Origin of the sequence: Thermobifida alba, from assembly GCF_023208015.1 — a bacterium.
GTDB classification, from domain to species: Bacteria; Actinomycetota; Actinomycetes; order Streptosporangiales; family Streptosporangiaceae; genus Thermobifida; species Thermobifida alba.
Window position 1 is genome coordinate 2,468,152 of sequence record NZ_CP051627.1, and the last position, 15,671, is coordinate 2,483,822.

Here is a 15,671-nt window from a genome sequence, read left to right on the forward strand (position 1 = left end):
TCACACAGCGAAACGCCCAGGGCCGCGTCCGGTTCCCCCTCCCGCAGCCCCGGTCCCCCACCCTCCGTTCCGTTCGGCATATGCCCAGGTGAGAACGGACTCTCCAGGTCCGGCTCCCCCCACTCCGCCCCGGCCCGGCGCTCCGCTCCGCCACGACCCGTTTCTGCGGAATAGAGAAAGGATGCACGATTCCGTCAACCAATGACGGTTGACACGAGTGATGTAAGTGTGTGGAGACCAGTCAGCTCGGTGTCTGCTCTCGACGCCGCATTCTCGGTCGGCGAATTCGCCGGACAGCCACCGCGGGAGGAACGATGTCCATGGACGTGACCGTCGTCATTCCGGTCCACAACACCGGCCGGGGGGTGCTGGAAGGACTGGAGTCGCTGCGCTCCCAGACTCTGCCGCGCTCCCGCTTCGAGGTGATCTACGTCGACGACGGCTCCACCGACGGAACCGGGGAGCTGCTCGACGCCGAACTGGCGGCCGAGGAGAACTTCTCGGTGGTGCACATCGAGAACTCCGGCTGGCCCGGACGCCCCCGCAACATCGGCATGGACCGGGCTCGGGGCGAGTTCCTCCTCTTCATGGACGACGACGACCACCTCGGTACCGAGGCGCTGGAACGCCTGGTCGCCAAGGCCCGTGAGGACTCCGCCGACATCGTCGTCGGCCGGATGGCGGGCATCGGCCGCAGGGCGCCCCGGGAGATCTTCCAGAAGCCCCTCTCCGGCGGGACCGTGCGCGCCAACCGCCTGCTGCTCAGCACGCTCACGGTGCACAAGCTCTTCCGCACCGAGTTCCTGCGCGCCCACGGGCTGCGCTTCCCCGAGGGGAGGGTCCGGCTGGAGGACCACATGTTCATGCTCCCCGCCTACCTGCGCGCCCGGTCGGTCTCGGTGGTGCACGACTACACCTGCTACTACTGGGTGCGGCACAAGGACTTCGGGAACATCTCCTTCGCCACCCCCGACCCCGCGGACTACCTCGGCAGTGTCGAGCGGATCATCGACATCATCGAGGCCGAGACCGAACCCGGGGAGTTCCAGGACACCCTGATCGCGCAGTGGTACCGGTCGAAACTGCTGGGCCAGGTGCAGGGTGCCAAGTACCTGCAGCTGCCGCAGGCGACCGCGGACACGCTGCACAACGTTGCCCACTCGCTGGTCCGGCGCCGTATCCCCGAGCGCGTGGACGCCAGGCTCAACCCCTTCGCCCGGCTGCGCGCGGCCGCGCTGCGGACCGGACGGTTCGACCTCGTCCGCCGGATCGCCGAGTTCGAGCTCGACCTGGCGCAGCGGACCACGGTGACCGGTTACCGCTGGGACGGCGCGACACTGTCCGTGGACGTCGAGAGCACCCTGGTCCGCGCAAGCGACCAGCGTCCCCTGGAGTTCGTGCGCTCGGGCGGATCGGTCCACTGGGACCTGCCCCCCGAGGCGCTCGCGGAGCCCCCGGTGCGCCACGCTGCCGAGGTCGGTGCGGCGCTGGATCGGATCAAGCTGCGGACCTTCGCGCGCAACAAGGAACTCGGCGCGGACGTGACGGTGCCGACCTCGTTCACCCGCGTCGAGGAGCCGGCGGGAGCGGACCGGTTCACCGTACGGCTGCGCGGGACCGTCGAACTCGACATGGCGCACGGCAACCTGGGCTCGCCCCTGCTGGGGCGGTGGTGGTTCGTCTCCCGCGTCGAACTGGGCGGGGTCAGCTGCGACCGCCCGCTCGGCCCGCTGCGCTCCCTCGGGGCGGAGGCGGGCCGTGTCCCCGCCTTCGTGCGCGTGGACGGGGCACCGCCGGTCCTGGTGACTCCCGCCTACAACCGGAAGGGGCACCTGGTCGTCACGGCCGACCCCACCTGGCGGAAGTTCGCCTCGCTCATCCCCACGAAGGAGCGGCCCGCCCTCGTGCGCAACGGGGACGGCCTGCGGCTGCGCATCCCGCTCGCCCTGCACGCCGGCGACGAGCCGGTCGACCTGCCGCTGCGTCTGGTGGGCGACGGGGCGAACGTGGCGGGGACCGCGAGCGTGCGCACCGAGCCGACCGGGGCCGCCCGCCCCCACGCGGTGCTGACCGCCGACCTGCCCGCCGTCCCCCGCCAGGGCCGCTGGCAGGTCGCCGTGGGCCCCGCGGAGCGTCCCGTTCCGCTGCGGATCCTGCTGTCGCGGGGCCTGATCCGCTGCTCCGTCACGGTGCAGCGGCCACCGCGGCTCCGCGCCCTCGCCGGCCGTCTCCACCGGGCCCTGCGCCGCCGCGCGGGCCGCCTGGCGCGCGCGGCGGGCCTCCTCCGCTAGGGGCGCTTCCGGGGGGTCACTGCCCGCCGCGCAGGTCCTCGGGCGGGGTGGTGGTGTGGGTGATCTCCGCGAAGGAGACGGTCTGGCCCTCGCCCGTGGGGGACTGGGCGAGGAAGCCGACCCGCGCGCGGCCGGGCAGCGCGAAGTAGCGGACCAGGTGCCAGAAGCCGTCCCCGGTGTCGGCGTGGAAGGCGTACGCGCCGCCGGTACGGGTGATCCTCAGCCGGACGTCGCCGTCGACCGCGAAGGAGTTGCAGTCGTCGGAGGTCCCGCCGCGGGTCACCACCGACACGATCGTGGGCCGGCCCCGGGGCGACAGCTCCAGGCACAGCTTGGCGTGGTTGTCCTCGTCGACGTGGAGGAACAGCACTCCGGCGTCGTAGGTGGCGCGGAAGTCGAGTCCGACCCGCGCGGCGAGGGTGAAGTCCCCGGCGAGCTCGGCCAGCAGCGCGGGCGCGTTCGCCGTCCGGGCCGTCCCGCCCGGGTCGGCGAACACGTCGGTGGCCGGCCCCGCCTCGACGACGAGGCGGTCGGGGGGGCGCGATCGCGTAGCTGACGGGGGAGTTCCACCAGTGCAGCGGTGCGGGGACGGCGGGCAGTTCGACCGGTTCGTTCATGGGTGCCTCCCGAGGCCTGTGGGAGCGTTCCCACGATCCTTGCCCACCGGGGCCCGCGAGCACAAGGCCCCCGCGGCGGCCGCCCGGCACCCGCGTCACCTGCTTCTCAGCTCAACACGTCTGGGGTTGTGCCCTGACCCCCACAGAATCCGGACGATCACCATCGAGGGACTCACATCGATCCGCTCGGCGAAGGTCGACCTCGGTGATCTCAACATCCTCGTCGGTGCCAACGGAGCGGGCAAGAGCAACTTCGTCTCCGCACTGGCGCTGCTCGGCCGGATCGTGGACGGCGAACTCAACCTGTTCGTGGGCCAGGCGGGCGGGGCCGGGGTACTGCTGCACAACGGCGCGAAGGGGGACGCGGCCATCAGGATCAGGCTGGACTTCGCCCCGAACGGCTACGAAGCCGTCCTCGTCCCCGCTGCCAACGACGAACTGATCTTCCGTAGCGAGACCGTCTGGTTCCACGGCGAGGGCTACGACCGTCCCTGGACCGACTCCCTGGGTGCGGGGCACCGGAAGACCCGGCTGAACGAGGAAGCCACGCGCTCCGGTGGCACGGTGGCCGGCTACGCTCGTCGACGGCGGCCGCGACACCGCCCCGTCCAAGCATCTGGAACGGCTCTACCCCGGACACCGGAAGACTTCCGACGGTCCTGACGCCATCGCCCTGGCCGGGCTCGCGCACATCCGCACCCGGTGCCCGCACACGGACCGGTGGCCGACCGCTGTGGAGGCACGGCTGAACGGTTGACCCCGTGTCGCCCCGAACCACCGCGGCCCCCTGCCCGGGCGCTCTGCGGGACAGGGGGCCGCGGCCCGGCCGTGCGACGCGGCTAGCGGACGTGCCCGTCGCCGGTGACCACGTACTTGGTGGAGGTCAGCTCGGGCAGGCCCATCGGGCCGCGGGCGTGCAGCTTCTGGGTGGAGATGCCGATCTCCGCGCCGAAGCCGAACTCGCCGCCGTCGGTGAAGCGGGTGGAGGCGTTGACCATGACGGCCGCGGAGTCCACCAGGGAGACGAAGCGGCGCGCCGCCGACTGGGAGTCGGTGACGATGGCCTCGGTGTGCGCCGAGGAGTAGGTGCGGATGTGCGCCACGGCCTCGTCCAGGGAGTCGACGACGCGGGCGGCGAGGTCGAGGGAGAGGTACTCGGTGGCCCAGTCCTCCTCGGTGGCGGGCACCACGGCGTCGTCGTGGGCGCGGACCCGCTCGTCGCCGTGCACGGTGACCCCGGCCTCGCGCAGCGCCGCCAGGACCCTGGGCAGGAAGGCGTCCGCGATGCCGGCGTGGACCAGCAGGGTCTCGGTCGTGTTGCACACCGAGCAGCGCTGGACCTTGCTGTTGAGCACGATGTCCAGGGCGCGGTCGAGGTCGGCCGCCTCGTCGACGTAGAGGTGGCAGTTGCCGGTGCCGGTCTCGATGACGGGGACGGTGGACTCGTTGACCACGGTCTGGATGAGCGAGGCGCCGCCGCGCGGGATCAGCACGTCCACCAGGCCGCGCGCCCGCATCAGGTGCTTGACCGACTCGCGGCTCCTGCCGGGCACCAGCTGCACGGCGTCCACCGGCACCGCGGTCGCGGCCAGGGCCTGGCGGATCACGTCGGTGAGCACCGTGTTGGAGGAGTAGGCCGAGGAGGAGCCGCGCAGCAGGACGGCGTTGCCGCTCTTGAGGCAGAGCGCGGCGGCGTCGACGGTGACGTTGGGGCGGCCCTCGTAGATGATGCCGATGACACCGAGCGGGACCCGGACCTGGCGCAGCTCCAGCCCGTTGGGCAGGGTCTTGCCGCGGACGACCTCGCCGACCGGGTCGGGGAGCTCGACGACCTCGCGGACCGCGTCGGCGATCGCGGCGATGCGGGCGGGGGTGAGCGCGAGGCGGTCGATCATGGCCTCGCTGGTGCCGTTCTCCCGGGCCCGGGAGACGTCCTCGGCGTTGGCCGCGACGATCTCCTCGGCCCGTTCGCCGAGTGCGTCGGCCACGGCGGTGAGCGCCTCGTCCTTGGCGTCCCGGCTGAGCGGGGCGAGGTCTGCGGCGGCATCCCGAGCGCGCTCAGCGACCTCGCGGACGTCCCGCTCGATGTCAGTCATGGTGTCTTCGCTTTCTGCAGTCGGTGGTCGAACACGCCGCACGGGGCGGCGTGCGTGGCGGCGGTCCGCTCGGGACCGCGGGGCCCGGTCGCGCCGGACGGCGTCGGCGCGGGGCGCCCGCTGCCGCCCCGTACACAACGGTATAGGCGACCGCGGTACGGCTGCCACCCTGCGGGTCCGTCGCCCGGGAGGCGAGCGGGACCGGCTACCCCACGTCAACCCATTGACGCGCACGGTCACCGCGTCGCACCATTCTTGGGACGTCGTCTGCCGGAAACCCGGCCCCAGAATTGGGAGCGCTCCCAACCAGAAGCGTCCGAATCCCCCTGGAGACCCCCATGTCCGTCACCGCCCCTCCGCCCAGTCCGGGCGGCCGCCGCGGACCGGCGCGCCGCCTCCTCACCGCGCTGGGCTCCGCCGCGGCCCTGGCCGCGGGTTTTCTGACCCTCCCGGCGGCCGTCGGGACCGCCCACGCCGAACCGGCCTTCAACTACGCCGAGGCACTCCAGAAGTCGATGTTCTTCTACGAGGCCCAGCGCTCCGGAGCACTCCCCGAGGACAACCGGGTCTCCTGGCGCGGCGACTCCGGGCTCACCGACGGCGCGGACGTGGGCCTGGACCTGACCGGCGGCTGGTACGACGCGGGCGACCACGTCAAGTTCGGCCTGCCCATGGCCTTCACCGCCACCATGCTCGCCTGGGGCGCGATCGAGAGCCCCGAGGGCTACACGCTCTCCGGCCAGATGCCCCACCTCAAGTCCAACCTGCGCTGGGTCAACGACTACTTCATCAAGGCCCACCCCTCCCCCAACGTGCTGTACGCCCAGGTCGGCGACGGCGACGCCGACCACAAGTGGTGGGGTCCGGCCGAGGTCATGCCGATGGAGCGCCCCAGCTACAAGGTCGACCCCTCCTGCCCAGGCAGCGACGTGGCCGCCGAGACCGCCGCGGCGATGGCCGCCTCCTCGATCGTGTTCGCCGACGACGACCCGGCCTACGCCGCCACCCTGGTGGAGCACGCCGAGCAGCTCTACGCCTTCGCCGACACCTACCGCGGCGAGTACTCCGACTGCGTGCCCGCCGGGTCCTTCTACAACTCCTGGTCCGGCTACCAGGACGAGCTGGTCTGGGGCGCCTACTGGCTGTACAAGGCCACCGGTGACGCCTCCTACCTGGACAAGGCCGAGTACGAGTACGACTTCCTGTCCACCGAGCAGCAGACCGACATCCGCAGCTACCGGTGGACGGTCGCCTGGGACGACAAGTCCTACGGCGCCTACGTGCTGCTGGCCAGGGAGACCGGCGAGCAGAAGTACCTCGACGACGCCAACCGGTGGCTCGACTACTGGACGGTCGGCGTGAACGGCCAGCGCGTGCCCTACTCGCCGGGCGGCCAGGCCGTCCTCGACACCTGGGGTTCGCTGCGCTACGCCGCCAACACCGCGTTCGCCGCGCTGGTGCACGCCGAGACGGTCGCCGACGACCCGGTCCGCAGCCAGCGCTACCACGACTTCGGTGTCCGGCAGATCAACTACGCCCTGGGCGACAACCCGCGCAACTCCAGCTACGTGGTGGGCTTCGGCGCCAACCCGCCGCGCAACCCCCACCACCGCACCGCGCACGGCTCGTGGACCGACAGCATCGCCTCGCCCGCCGACAACCGGCACGTGCTCTACGGGGCGCTGGTGGGCGGCCCCGGCTCCCCGAACGACGCCTACACCGACGACCGGCAGGACTACGTCGCCAACGAGGTCGCCACCGACTACAACGCCGGATTCTCCAGCGCCCTGGCCATGCTGGTCGCCGAGTACGGCGGCACCCCGCTGGCGGACTTCCCGCCCGAGGAGGAGCCCGACGGCCCCGAGATGTTCGTCGAGGCCCAGATCAACACCCCGGGCACCACGTTCACCGAGATCAAGGCGATGATCCGCAACCGCTCGGCCTGGCCCGCCCGGATGCTGGACGAGGGCACCTTCCGGTACTGGTTCACCCTGGACGAGGGGGTCGACCCCGACGGGATCACCGTCACCTCCGCCTACAACCAGTGCGCCGCCCCCGACGGCGTCCACCACGTCTCCGGCGACCTGTACTACGCGGAGATCGACTGCACCGGCGAGGAGATCTTCCCCGGCGGCCAGTCCCAGCACCGCCGCGAGGTGCAGTTCCGCATCGCCGGCGGCGAGGGCTGGGACCCCTCCAACGACTGGTCCTTCCAGGGGATCGGCGACGAACTCGCCCCCGCCCCCAACATCGTGCTCTACGACGCGGGCGAGCCCGTGTGGGGCAACGCCCCGGAGGCCGGGGAGGACCCGGGTGAGGAGCCGGGTGAGGACCGGACCCCGCCGAGCGCCCCGGCCGACCTGGCCGCCACCGACGTCACCGCCACCGGAGCGGTCCTGACGTGGCGCCCCTCCACCGACCACAGCGGCAGCGGACTGGCCGGATACGACGTCTACGCGGTGGAGGGCGACCGGGCGGTGCTGGTCGGCTCGACCACGCAGACCAGCTACCCGCTGACCGGTCTGCGGGCGGCCACCGCCTACACCTACCGGGTGGCGGCCCGGGACAACGACGGCAACGTCTCCGAGCACAGCTCCGTCTCCTTCACCACCCTCGCCGGCTCCGGCGGCGGCTCCTCCTGCCTGGTGGAGTACGCCACCAATGACTGGAACGGCGGCTTCACCGGCTCGCTCCGGATCACCAACACCGGCACCGAGCCCCTCTCCGCCTGGGAGCTGGCCTTCGCCTTCCCGGCCGGGCAGCGCATCACCCAGGGCTGGAACGCTGTCTGGACCCAGAGCGGCACCGACGTCACCGCCACCTCGCTGCCCTGGAACAGCTCCCTGCCGCCCGGAACGACCGTCGAGGTCGGCTTCAACGGCTCGTGGAGCGGTTCCAACCCCCACCCCGCCGAGTTCACCCTCAACGGCGAGTCCTGCGCCCTCGCCTGACCCTCCCGGCCGCGGCCGTCCGCCGGGCGCGGGCGGCCGCGGCGCCGGGCCCGGCGCTACCGGTCCAGGAAGTCGAACAGCTCCTCCCAGCGGCGCACGATTCGCTCGGGGGCGTAGCGGTCCACGGAGCGCCGCGCCTGCTCCCCCAGCCGGTCGCGGAGTTCCCGGTCGGCCATGACCCGGGCGAGCCGCTCCGCCAGCGCGCGGGTATCGCCGGGCGGAGCCAGCAGCCCGTCCTCGCCGTCGGTGACGATCTCGCGTACCCCCGGCGCGCAGTCGAAGGCCACGCACGGCACCGCGCACGCCATCGCCTCCAGCAGCACCAGGGGGAAGCCCTCCCCCCGCGAGGACTGGACGAGGACCGAGGCCTCCCGCAACGCGCCGGGCACGTCGCCGGTGGCGCCCATCCACCGCACCGAGGAGTCCAGGCCCAGCTCGCGGCAGTAGTCGCGGAGGTCCCGCTCGTCGGCGCCGGTGCCGTAGACGCGCAGCGTCCAGTCGGGGAAGCGGGGGGCCGTCCTCGCCCACGCCTCCAGCAGCAGGTCGACGCGTTTCTGCTCGTCGAGCCGGCCGATGCTGACCACCGTCCGCGCGGTGCGCGGCGAGGGCCGCACGGGCAGCCACGGCAGCGGGTTGGGCATGACGTCGAGGTTGTTCAGCCCCTGGTTGATCCACCGGTCGGCGTCCTCGCGGGTGAGGGCGAGCAGGCGGTCGACGTCGCGGAAGTACCGCTGGACCCGGGCGAACCGGGAGGTGCGTCGGGACTCCTCGAACGACTCGTGGGTCATCCCGACGACGTGCAGGCCACCGGTGTCGGCCAGGGCGACCCACTCCATCGCCCACACCTGGGTGACGATGACGACCCCGCCGGGTGCCACACCGCGCAGCAGTGCCGACAGCGCCGCGGCGCGCTCGCGCCGCTCGGCCTCCCGCCGGGCCTGCCGCAGCCGCGCGGCCACGGCGAAGCGGTCCCGCAGCCGGCGGGGCCGCCACGCGGGCGGCGGCCGCCGCGTGTACAGCGTGGTGACCGGGTAGGGCGTCGCCCCGACGTCCTGCGCGACCTGGGCCGGGGCGATGCCCACCACGCGGACCCGGTGCCCGCGTTCGGTGAACAGCCGCGCCATCCGGTGCGTCCAGCTCGTCACCCCGCCCAGTTCGTCGACGCTGTTGGCGACGAGGACGAGGTCGCGTCCGGCGCCGGTCCCGCCGCTCATCCGCGGGCTCCCGGGTCCAGGAACCGGTCGACGACGGCGCGCGCGGCCGTCCCGGTGTCGTGGGTGGCGAAGCGCGCGGCGAAGGCGCGGCGGGCCTCGGCGTAGTCGGCCTCGGCGGTCTTCAGCTCCCTGATCGCGGCGAACAGCTCCTCCTCGGTGCGCGCCAGCGGTCCGGGGGCCGTCCCGGCCAGGTCGACGTAGGTGCCGCGGGTGCGGACGTAGTCGTCGTGGTCGGGGACGTAGTAGACCATCGGGCGGTCCAGCAGCACGTAGTCGAACATCACCGAGGAGTAGTCGGTGATGAGTCCGTCGGCCGCCGCGAGCAGCGGGGTGGTGTCGTGCTCGGCGGAGACGTCGACCACCGTGCCGGCCGCCGACGGCGGCACCGCCATGCGTTCCAGGTAGTGTGCGCGGACCAGCAGCACGTACTGGTCGCCGAACTCGCGGGCGAACGCCGCCAGGTCGAACAGCGGCCGCACCCGGGTGCGGCGCCGCCGCGGACGGCCGCGGAAGGTCGGGGCGTACAGCAGGACGGCCCGGCCGTCGGGAAGGTGCGGGGCCGCGGCGATCACCGGGTGCTCGCGCCGTCCGGTCCGCTCCTCCCGCCTGCGCTGCCGCACCAGGGCGTCGTTGCGCGGGTAGCCCACGGGCAGCGCCACCGCCGGGTCGAGGCGGAACGCCCGGACGAGGGTGTCGACGTCGTGGGGGGAGCGCACGCAGAACGCGTCGAAGCGGTCGAGGTCCGCCCGCAGCCGCGCGCGTTCCTCCCGGCTCCGCAGCTGCACCCCGGCCTCGTCGAACCCCATGCGTTTGAGGGCGCTGCCGTGCCAGGTCTGGACGTAGGTGGTGTGCGCGGGTTTGCGCAGCCCCGAGGGGAAGCCCTGGTTGTCGATCCAGAACTCGGCGCGGGCCAGCGCCAGCAGGTAGCGCAGGCTCCAGCGGCGCACCAGCACCGCGTCGCGGGGGAAGCCGTCGGGGGACCGGTCGTAAGACCACACGGCCGTGATCGCGGTGTCGCGGCGGCGCAGTTCCTCGTAGACCGCGCGGGGACTGTCGGCGTAGCGCCGTCCCAGGTGGCTTTCGAAGACGGCGAGCCCCCGGCGCTGCGGCAGCCGGCACAGCACGGTGTGGTAGAGCCACCGCTTGTTCCGCTCCGAGGCGAGGGTGCGGGGGGCGCGGCGGGCCGCGGCGAGCAGGGCCCGGCCGCGCTGGCCGACGGGACCGGAGGCCGCCGCGGTCAGGGCCGCGCGCAGGCGGCGCTGCGCGGTGGTGGAGGCCGTGACGCGCAGCGCGAGGTGCCCCCTGGCGGAGACCTCCGCGACCACCCGGTCGGCGGCCGGGCCCGGCAGCAGCGGCCGCACCGGGAGCGGGGTGAGGTCCAGGCCGGGGCCGTCGACGGTGAGGCGGGTGGGCAGCCGCGTCCCGTCGACGTCCAGGACCAGGCGCAGGTCCCACACGTCGTCGACGACGCCGATCGGGTGGAAGGCGGCGCCCAGGTCCAGCTCGGCCGTCCAGGCGAGGTGGTCCCCGTGGTGGACGAGCCGCCGCAGCGGGAAGTAGTGGGTCCGCGGCCCGGCGCGGCGGGCGGTGAGCTCCAGGCGGCCGCGCAGCCGGGAGGCGGCGGGGATGCGGCCCAGCGGGTTGACCACGCGTCCGGCCAGGCGCATCCGGCCCCCCTGGACCGACTGGCCGGTCAGCGCGTTGCGGGGGGCGAGCCGGCCCAGCGGCCTGGTGTGGTGGCCGAGGTCGGTGACGTCGAGCAGTTCCCGTCCCAGGGGGTCGTCCAGGTGGTCGGCGCTCCAGTAGACGCGTCCCTCCCGTTCGACCAGGGGAACCGCGGTCTTGTGGCTGTTGACCAGCGCGTCGACCGCGGGCGGCAGGGCGTCGGCATCACCCCGGGAGAACAGGTAGGCGCAGACCGCCTGGAGCGGCGGCAGCCGCCGGTAGGCCTCGGCGGGAAAGCCCGCCACGTAGTTCCCCGCCAGGCCGGTGAGGGCGCGCCGGTACCCCTCGTCGCGCAGCGGCAGGTCGCGCAGGTGGAGCAGCAGGTCGTGCTTGAGGAACTTGACGTCCTTGGCGAGTCGGATCTCGTGGAGTCCGCGTTCGGCCAGCAGCGTGTCGATCCTGCGGTGCATGGCGAGCCGGTCGGCGAGGTTGCCGATCTCGTCGCGGCGCTGCGTGATGGACCTGGAGTGCGGGTCCTGGCGGACGTGCCAGCGGTAGACCGTGTTGGGGATGAGGGCGATGCGCCGTGCCGCCAGGTAGGCGCGGGCGGCGAACAGCAGGTCCTCGTAGGCGACCCCGGTGGGGAACCGCAGCCGGTGCTCCAGGAGGAAGGAGCGCCGGTAGCACTTGTTGGTGGCGAGGGTGTCCCAGACGAGCGGTTCGGGGTCGTCGGTGATGGAGTCCAGCACCCGGGTGTTCCGGTAGATCCAGCGGTACCAGGGTTTCTCCTCCCGGCCGCGGCGGGTCGTGCGGACGCGGACGCACAGTCCGGAGACGAGGTCGGCCCCGGTGGTCTCGGCGGCCCGCACCAGGTTGCGGCAGGCGTCGCGGTCCAGTTCGTCGTCGCTGTCGAGGAACATGACGTAGCGGCCCGCGGCGCGTTCCACGCCGTGGTTGCGGGGCTGCCCGCAGCCTCCGCTGTTGCGCGGCAGCCGGAACGCCCGGACCCGGTCGGGGTGGCGTGCCGCCAGTTGCCGGGCCACCGCGAAACTGCGGTCGGTGCTGTGGTCGTCGACGATCACGGCCTCCACGCCGCGCATCGTCTGCTCCAGTACGGACCGCACCGCGGTGGGCAGCCGGTCCTGGTCGTTGTAGACGATGACGACCACGCTGACCTCGACCATGAGTCCCCGTCCGTCCTGCGCAGGCTGCCGTTCGCACGCCCCGTCCGCCGCGGGACGCGCGTACCGGAAGCCTACGGAAGACGAGGGAAAACACCGCCAGGGAAACGGAAAGACTCTCTCAAAGGCACATGTCCGGACAAGGTTCTCCGGTCACCGCGGCGGTGGAGGCGGCGCTCAGTCCCGGGGGAGGTCTCCGTCGCCGTTGTGGAGCACCACCAGGTCGTCGCGGTGCACGATCTCCCGGCTGTACTCGGAGCCGAGCTCCCGGGCCAGCCACCGGGTGGAGCGGCCCATCAGGTCGGGGATCTCGGCGGCGTCGTAGTTGACCAGGCCGCGGGCGACGATGACGCCGTCCTCGTCGCGCAGGTCCACCGGGTCGCCCGCGCTGAAGTCGCCCTCCACCTTGACCACCCCGGCGGGGAGCAGGGACGCCTTCTCCGTGACCACCGCGCGCACCGCCCCCGGGTCCAGGACCACGCTGCCGCGCCCGGCGGTGGCGTGGGCCAGCCAGAGCTGGCGGCTGGAGGGGCGGCGGTGCTCCGCCGGGACGAAGAAGGTGCCGACCTGTTCCCCGTCCAGCGCGGCGCGCGCGTTGGCCGCCGAGGTCAGCACGGTGGCCACGCCCGCCTCCGTGGCGATGCGCGCGGACTCGACCTTGGTGACCATGCCGCCGGTGCCGACCCCGCGCCTGCCCGCGCTGCCGAGGTCCACCCCGGCCAGGTCGTCAGGGCCGTTGACCAGGCTGATCCGCCTGCTGGTGGGCAGGGACGGGTTGCCGTCGTAGAGGGCGTCCACGTCGGTCAGCAGCACCAGCACGTCCGCGCGGAGCAGGTGGGCGACGAGGGCGGCGAGCCGGTCGTTGTCGCCGAAGCGGATCTCGTGGGTGGCGACCGTGTCGTTCTCGTTGACGATCGGCACCGCGCCGATCTCCAGCAGCCGGCTCATGGCGCGCTGGGCGTTGCGGTACTGGGCGCGGCGCATCAGGTCGTCGGCGGTCAGCAGGATCTGCGCGGCGGTCAGCGAGTGCCGGGCGAACTCGGCGGTGTAGCGGGCCAGCAGCAGGCCCTGGCCGACGCTGGCCGCGGCCTGCTGGGTGGCCAGGTCGCGGGGGCGCCGGGTGAGGCCCAGCGGGGCCATGCCGGCGGCGACCGCTCCGGAGGAGACCAGCACCACCTCGGTGCCGGCGGTGCGGCGTGCCGCCAGTACGTCCGTGAGGTCGCGGATCCGGTCGTGGTCGATCCCGCCCTCCGGGGTGGTGAGGGAGGACGATCCCACCTTGACCACCACCCGTCGGGCCCGGGGGATCGCCGTCCGTGTCTGCCCGGCGCCTCTGCCCACGTCATCTGTCCTTTCGCTGCTCAGGGGATCAGCCCAGCCGGGGGTCGGTGCCGCGCGGTCCCAGGACGGTCTGCTCGGCGTCGACGGTGGGGTCCCAGTCGAAGACCACGGCGTCGTCCTCGTCGCCGATGTGGACCTCGGCGCCGTCGGTGGCTCCCGCCCGGGCGAGGGCCTCCTCGATGCCGAGGCGGTTGAGCCGGTCCGCGAGGTAGCCGACGGCCTCGTCGTTGGTGAAGTCGGTCTGGCGGACCCAGCGCGCGGGCTTGTCGCCCAGGACCCGGAAGACGTTGTCGCCGATCGGGACGACCTGGAACGCCTTCTCACCGATCTCGCGCGGGCGCAGCACCAGGCGGGTGGGTTCCTCGACGGGCCGGGCGGCGCGGGCCGCGGCCACCTGCTCGCCGAGCGCGTACGCCAACTCCCGCAGCCCCTCGCGGGTGGCCGCGGAGATCTGCAGCACCCGGTAGCCGCGTTCGACGAGCATGGGCTTGACGAGTTCGGCGAGTTCGCGGGCCTCGGGCACGTCGACCTTGTTCAACGCCACGAGGCGCGGCCGGTCGGACAGGTCGACACCGGTGCGCTCCCCGTAGACGGTCAGTTCCCGTTCCAGGACCTCCAGGTCGGTGACGGGGTCGCGGCCGGGTTCGTAGGTGGCGCAGTCCAGCACGTGCAGCAGGGTGGAGCAGCGTTCCACGTGGCGCAGGAACTCCAGGCCCAGCCCCCTGCCCTCGCTGGCTCCGGGGATGAGGCCGGGCACGTCGGCGATCACGTACTGGGTCTGTCCGGCCTCGACGACGCCGAGGTTGGGCACGAGCGTGGTGAACGGGTAGTCGGCGATCTTGGGGCGGGCCGCCGACAGCGCCGCGATCAGCGAGGACTTGCCCGCGCTGGGGAAACCGACCAGGCCCACGTCGGCGATGGTCTTGAGCTCCAGGCGGATGTCGAGTGCCTCGCCCGGTTCGCCTTTCAGCGCGAATCCGGGGGCTTTGCGCCGGGGGGAGGCGAGTGCGGCGTTGCCGAGTCCGCCGTGGCCGCCGCGGGCGACGACCAGTCGGGTGCCGTGGCCGACCAGGTCGGCGATGACCTCGCCGTCCAGGGTGGTCACCACGGTTCCGTCGGGGACCGGAAGGACCAGGTCGGCGCCGTTGGCTCCGGCGCGGTGCCCGCCCTGGCCGGGGGTCCCGTTGCCCGCCCTGCGGTGCGGGCGGCGCCGGTAGTCCAGCAGGGTGGCGGTGTTGCGGTCGACCTCCAGGATCACGTCACCGCCCCGGCCGCCGTTGCCGCCGTCGGGTCCGCCCAGCGGCTTGAACTTCTCGCGGTGGACGGAGGCACAGCCGTGCCCGCCGTCTCCGGCCTTGACGTGCAAGACCGCCTCGTCGACGAAATCGGACATGGTGCTGGCTCCTCGGTGCGTCTGGTGGTCGAACGCACGTGAGGCGGGCCAGTGGCACTGGCCCGCCTCACGCTACTGCTGACGCGTCCTCTTCCCGGGCCTACTCGCTGGCGGCCGGGGTCGGGACGATGCTCACGGCCTTGCGGCCGCGCAGGTTTCCGAACTTGACCGTGCCCGCGACCAGTGCGAACAGGGTGTCGTCGCCGCCGCGGCCGACGTTGTCACCGGGGTGGAAACGGGTGCCGCGCTGACGGACGAGGATCTCGCCGGCGTTGACGACCTGACCGCCGAAGCGCTTGACGCCGAGCCGCTTGGCGTTGGAGTCGCGTCCGTTACGGCTGGACGACGCGCCCTTCTTGTGTGCCATCTCGCGCTCCTCCCGCTACTTCGCGGCGATGCCGGTGACGCGGATCCGGGTGTACTTCTGGCGGTGACCCAGACGCCGCTTGTAGCCGGTCTTGTTCTTGTACTTCAGAATGTTGATCTTGGGGCCCGTGGCCTCGCCGAGGACCTCGGCGGTGACCTGGTAGCCGCCCAGCTCGGCAGCGTCGCTGATGACCTTGCCGTCGTCCACGACAAGCAGCGGCTGCAGGTTGAGCGTGGCACCGGCCTCTTCGGCCACCTTGTCGATGGTCACGACGTCATCGACGGAGACCTTCTCCTGTCGGCCGCCCGCTCGCACGATCGCGTACACCGGGAAACTCACTTCCTGCTCGCTTCAGAAAAGAATGCGCTCAAAATCGACCGCAAGTCGTCAACCCGCTCACCACCCGGAAAAGGCGGTAGGGGATTTCGAAAGGAGGTCTCGGGCGCGCGAACGTGTGGGGCGCGCCGACGCACCATTCTTCAGCCTACCACCCGCTCGTGGGGGGTGATGACGACGCGGTCGGCGCCGGGCGGGCGGACCCGCCCGGCGGACCGG

General features: G+C 72.7%; 11 protein-coding genes and 1 pseudogene. 4 read left to right on the top strand and 8 right to left on the bottom strand.

Features of this window, described 5'->3' with window-relative positions:
* Positions 1 to 314: 314 nt before the first annotated feature.
* A complete protein-coding gene (locus FOF52_RS10945; protein ID WP_248589868.1) occupies positions 315 to 2,291 on the top strand; it encodes a glycosyltransferase family 2 protein in 1,977 nt (658 codons plus the stop codon).
* A gap of 16 nt (positions 2,292 to 2,307) precedes the next feature.
* Here FOF52_RS10945 and FOF52_RS10950 read toward each other — a convergent pair.
* Positions 2,308 to 2,790, bottom strand: a pseudogene (locus FOF52_RS10950) (DUF1349 domain-containing protein); the annotation flags it as partial.
* Positions 2,791 to 3,034: 244 nt separating this feature from the next.
* Between FOF52_RS10950 and FOF52_RS10955 the strand changes: the two are divergent.
* Together FOF52_RS10955 and FOF52_RS22165 are read left to right on the top strand one after the other, a co-directional pair.
* Entirely contained in the window at positions 3,035 to 3,571 is a 537-nt protein-coding gene (locus tag FOF52_RS10955; RefSeq protein WP_248589869.1) for an AAA family ATPase, read from the top strand.
* The gene (locus FOF52_RS22165) at positions 3,525 to 3,665 is read left to right on the top strand and encodes a hypothetical protein (RefSeq protein WP_425265547.1); all 141 of its coding nucleotides are present in this window, start codon (positions 3,525 to 3,527) and stop codon (positions 3,663 to 3,665) included. The genes FOF52_RS10955 and FOF52_RS22165 overlap by 47 nt, the downstream gene beginning before the upstream one ends.
* Before the next feature lie 82 nt (positions 3,666 to 3,747).
* Here the strand turns inward: FOF52_RS22165 and FOF52_RS10960 are convergent, their stop codons facing one another.
* Entirely contained in the window at positions 3,748 to 5,004 is a 1,257-nt protein-coding gene (locus FOF52_RS10960; RefSeq protein ID WP_248589870.1) for a glutamate-5-semialdehyde dehydrogenase, read from the bottom strand.
* Positions 5,005 to 5,342: 338 nt separating this feature from the next.
* Here FOF52_RS10960 and FOF52_RS10965 point away from each other — a divergent pair, with 338 nt between their 5' ends.
* Positions 5,343 to 7,955: a glycoside hydrolase family 9 protein gene (locus tag FOF52_RS10965; protein ID WP_248589871.1), complete on the top strand. Its 2,613-nt coding sequence runs from the start codon at positions 5,343 to 5,345 to the stop codon at positions 7,953 to 7,955.
* 56 nt (positions 7,956 to 8,011) lie between these two features.
* On the opposite strand, the gene FOF52_RS10970 is transcribed toward FOF52_RS10965, so the two are convergent.
* The 6 genes from FOF52_RS10970 to rplU all read right to left on the bottom strand — a co-directional run bounded on the left by FOF52_RS10970 (position 8,012) and on the right by rplU (position 15,443).
* The gene (locus FOF52_RS10970; RefSeq protein WP_248589872.1) at positions 8,012 to 9,169 is read right to left on the bottom strand and encodes a glycosyltransferase; all 1,158 of its coding nucleotides are present in this window, start codon (positions 9,167 to 9,169) and stop codon (positions 8,012 to 8,014) included.
* A complete protein-coding gene (locus FOF52_RS10975) occupies positions 9,166 to 12,018 on the bottom strand; it encodes a bifunctional glycosyltransferase/CDP-glycerol:glycerophosphate glycerophosphotransferase (protein ID WP_248589873.1) in 2,853 nt (950 codons plus the stop codon). Before FOF52_RS10975 ends, FOF52_RS10970 begins: the two co-directional genes overlap by 4 nt.
* 174 nt (positions 12,019 to 12,192) lie before the next feature.
* Entirely contained in the window at positions 12,193 to 13,356 is a 1,164-nt protein-coding gene (gene proB, locus FOF52_RS10980; RefSeq protein ID WP_248589874.1) for a glutamate 5-kinase, read from the bottom strand.
* 28 nt (positions 13,357 to 13,384) lie between these two features.
* Positions 13,385 to 14,749 carry a GTPase ObgE gene (obgE, locus tag FOF52_RS10985; RefSeq protein WP_248589875.1) on the bottom strand — a complete coding sequence of 455 codons (1,365 nt, stop codon included), beginning with the start codon at positions 14,747 to 14,749 and terminating at the stop codon, positions 13,385 to 13,387.
* Positions 14,750 to 14,849: 100 nt separating this feature from the next.
* A complete protein-coding gene (rpmA, locus tag FOF52_RS10990) occupies positions 14,850 to 15,116 on the bottom strand; it encodes a 50S ribosomal protein L27 (protein ID WP_248589876.1) in 267 nt (88 codons plus the stop codon).
* 15 nt (positions 15,117 to 15,131) lie between these two features.
* A complete protein-coding gene (gene rplU, locus FOF52_RS10995) occupies positions 15,132 to 15,443 on the bottom strand; it encodes a 50S ribosomal protein L21 (protein ID WP_248593831.1) in 312 nt (103 codons plus the stop codon).
* Between the last annotated feature and the right edge of the window lie 228 nt (positions 15,444 to 15,671).

What these genes read in the sequence shown, in the direction of transcription:
- FOF52_RS10945 (WP_248589868.1), top strand. Translation starts at nt 315, where the DNA reads ATGTCCATGGACGTGACCGTCGTCATTCCGGTCCACAACACCGGCCGG.
- FOF52_RS10960 (WP_248589870.1), bottom strand. Translation starts at nt 5,004, where the DNA reads ATGACTGACATCGAGCGGGACGTCCGCGAGGTCGCTGAGCGCGCTCGG.
- FOF52_RS10965 (WP_248589871.1), top strand. Translation starts at nt 5,343, where the DNA reads ATGTCCGTCACCGCCCCTCCGCCCAGTCCGGGCGGCCGCCGCGGACCG.
- FOF52_RS10970 (WP_248589872.1), bottom strand. Translation starts at nt 9,169, where the DNA reads ATGAGCGGCGGGACCGGCGCCGGACGCGACCTCGTCCTCGTCGCCAAC.
- FOF52_RS10975 (WP_248589873.1), bottom strand. Translation starts at nt 12,018, where the DNA reads ATGGTCGAGGTCAGCGTGGTCGTCATCGTCTACAACGACCAGGACCGG.
- obgE (WP_248589875.1), bottom strand. Translation starts at nt 14,749, where the DNA reads ATGTCCGATTTCGTCGACGAGGCGGTCTTGCACGTCAAGGCCGGAGAC.
- rpmA (WP_248589876.1), bottom strand. Translation starts at nt 15,116, where the DNA reads ATGGCACACAAGAAGGGCGCGTCGTCCAGCCGTAACGGACGCGACTCC.